This is a genomic window from Plasticicumulans sp., assembly GCF_035331805.1.
Taxonomy (GTDB): domain Bacteria; phylum Pseudomonadota; class Gammaproteobacteria; order Competibacterales; family Competibacteraceae; genus Plasticicumulans.
Genome location: NZ_DAOLKE010000311.1, coordinates 1 through 2,455 on the forward strand (window position 1 = coordinate 1; position 2,455 = coordinate 2,455).

The 2,455-nt window shown below is 70.4% G+C and carries 3 protein-coding genes; all 3 read right to left on the reverse strand.

From position 1 onward, the window contains the following. Positions 1-95: 95 nt before the first annotated feature. The 3 genes from PKE44_RS15895 to folA all read right to left on the reverse strand — a co-directional run bounded on the left by PKE44_RS15895 (position 96) and on the right by folA (position 2,398). Entirely contained in the window at positions 96-815 is a 720-nt protein-coding gene (locus PKE44_RS15895; RefSeq protein ID WP_324553071.1) for an MgtC/SapB family protein, read from the reverse strand. 266 nt (positions 816-1,081) lie between these two features. After that, positions 1,082-1,837 (reverse strand): DUF421 domain-containing protein, encoded by a 756-nt coding sequence (locus PKE44_RS15900; protein ID WP_324553073.1) that lies wholly within the window; start codon positions 1,835-1,837, stop codon positions 1,082-1,084. A 72-nt stretch (positions 1,838-1,909) separates the two neighbouring features. Continuing rightward, positions 1,910-2,398 carry a type 3 dihydrofolate reductase gene (gene folA, locus PKE44_RS15905; RefSeq protein ID WP_324553081.1) on the reverse strand — a complete coding sequence of 163 codons (489 nt, stop codon included), beginning with the start codon at positions 2,396-2,398 and terminating at the stop codon, positions 1,910-1,912. Positions 2,399-2,455 lie beyond the last annotated feature (57 nt).

Below are 2,455 nucleotides of genomic sequence, written 5' to 3' on the forward strand. Positions count from 1 at the left end.
CCGGTTCCGGTTTTCAGGCCGGGATCAGCGCCAGATACAGCACGGCCTCGCCCTGACCGGGATTGCGCTATGCGGGCGCCAGCGAAGGGCGGGCGTCAGTCGCCCATCGGTGCCAGCCGGAAGGCCGGCACGGCGGTCTCGGCGCGCAGTTGCCGGCACAGGGGTTCGAAGCCGGCGGAACTGCGCGTGCGCACGACCAGCCGGTATTCGAAGCGCCGGCCGTTTTCGGTGAGCCGGTAGCCGATCTGCGTGATGCCGACGCGGCAGGCGGCGAAGCGGCTGCGCAGCGTGGCCTCATCGGGTACGGCCGCCGTGTCGTAGCGCACGGTCAGCTGCGCGTAGTGCCACGCCGGCACGCGCTTCTCGATCCAGTGGAAGGCCGACAGGGTCGTCAGCGTCAGCAGCGACACGATCACGGCCGGTTCGAAGTAGCCGGCTCCATACAGCAGGCCGAGTACGGCGGTGATCCACAGCGACGCGGCCGTGGTCAGTCCGCGCACCGTCAGCCCCTCGCGGAAGATCACGCCGGCGCCGATGAAGCCGACGCCGGTCATGATGCCCTGCGCGACGCGCGTCGGATCGGTGCGCAGCGCGGCATCGGCATCCTCAAGCCAGGCCTGCGGCTGCACGCCGAGCAGCATCAGCAGCGCCGAAGCCAGACAGACCAGCGCGTGCGTGCGGAAGCCGGCCGGACGGCCGCGGAAGGTGCGTTCGAGACCGATCAGCGCACCGACCCCCCAGGCACAGCCGAGCCGGATCAGCAGCTCGGGCAGGTCGGGATCGGCGAACAGGGCGCGGAGGAGATCGTCGGGCATCGGGGTGTGCCGTGAACGGGCAACGCCAGCCGGCAGCGCGGGAACGACAGAAAAGGCGGCACCGGTTCGTCCGGATGAAAGCTGGACGCCGCAGGGCCAGTGGGACGGCCGAGGCGAACGAACCGGTACCTGGAGTCCCCGCCGGTCGTTCGGCCCAAGCTGACGGAAGCCCGGTCGTCCGGTGCGGAGACCTTGCAGGTATAGCGGCAGCGGCGGCGGCAGGGCGTTAACCTTATTTCATATTTGAACGCCCCGGCGCGCCCGCCTCAGGCGTGTTCGGGGATCGGTGTGGCGATGCGGGTCAGGGCCACCGGCAGCGGCTCCAGCGCCCGCTGCACGGCAACCGTCCATTCATCGCAGTCGCAGTGCGGGCAGGGGCCGTCCGGCGTGGTGTCCGGGCACAGGCCGCAGTTCGCGCAGCAGAAGCGCAGGCCGCCGGCCTGCGGCAGCGCATCGGCGTGCCATTTCGGCGGCTGTTCGAGATCCCAGGGCGGGATCAGCGGCAGGCCGGGCGGGGTTTCCTCGGGCCGCCAGCGCAGCACGCTGATCTGTCCGCCCTGCTCGATGTAGGCGCGGCGCACCTGACCGAGCTGTTCGATGTCGCGCAGGCGCAGCGCCTCGAAGGCTTCCTCGGGGTTCATCGGCACGCCGGCCATCGCGCGCACCTGCAGCACGCCGTCGCGCACGAGTTCGACCGGCTTGCCTTCCATCAGCGTCTCGACCTTCTCGGAGCGCGCCAGCAGCTGCGTGTAGCCGAGCTGCAGCAGCGTGATCACCGCGATCACGGCGATTCCGTGCAGGAGGGGCACGTCGTCGTAGAAGGTCGGATCGCCGGCCGCCGAGCCGAGGATGATGACCATGCCGAATTCGAGGATCGACAACTGCCCGAGCGTGCGCCGTCCGAGCAGACGCAGCCACAGCATCAGCGCCACGTACATGACGACGCTGCGCAGCGCGATCTCGATCAGGAAATCCGGTGACTCGTTGCCGAGCCAGAGCTTGGCCCAGTCCGGCGCTTCCATCGTCGCATCCCCCCGGTGGTCGTTCTCGCGCTCCGACCGGGATGCGGGGCCGGCGGTTCCGGCGGCAGGTTTTCAGCGGCGCACGCGCTCCAGCGTCCGCCACGTGAAGGCGTGGGCGTGGCGCGCATCGGCCGGATGCGGCTCGGCAGCGGTCTCCCGCCAGTCGGCCGGATCGAGCGCCGGGAAGAACGCATCGCCGTCCGGCGCGGCGTCGACCTCGGTCAGGTAGAGGCGGTCGCAGATCGGCAGCGTCTGCGCGTACAGCTCGGCACCGCCGATCAGCATGATCTCGGGTGCATCGCTGCAGGCGGCGAGTGCGGTATCGAGCGACGCAAACACCCGCGCACCGGCGGCGTGGTAGCCGGGATTGCGTGTGATGACGAGGTTGTCGCGCCCCGGCAGCGGCCGGCCCAGCGACTCCCAGGTCTTGCGCCCCATCAGCACCGGCTTGCCGAGCGTCAGGCGCTTGAAGTGCGCAAGGTCATCGGGCAGGCGCCACGGCAGCGCGTTGCCGGCGCCGATGACGCGGTTGCGGCCGATGGCGACGATCTGGCTCAGCATGCGCGCAGCATCACAGCTCGCCGCCGATCGCGAACATGCCGTCGAGGTCGTGGCGCG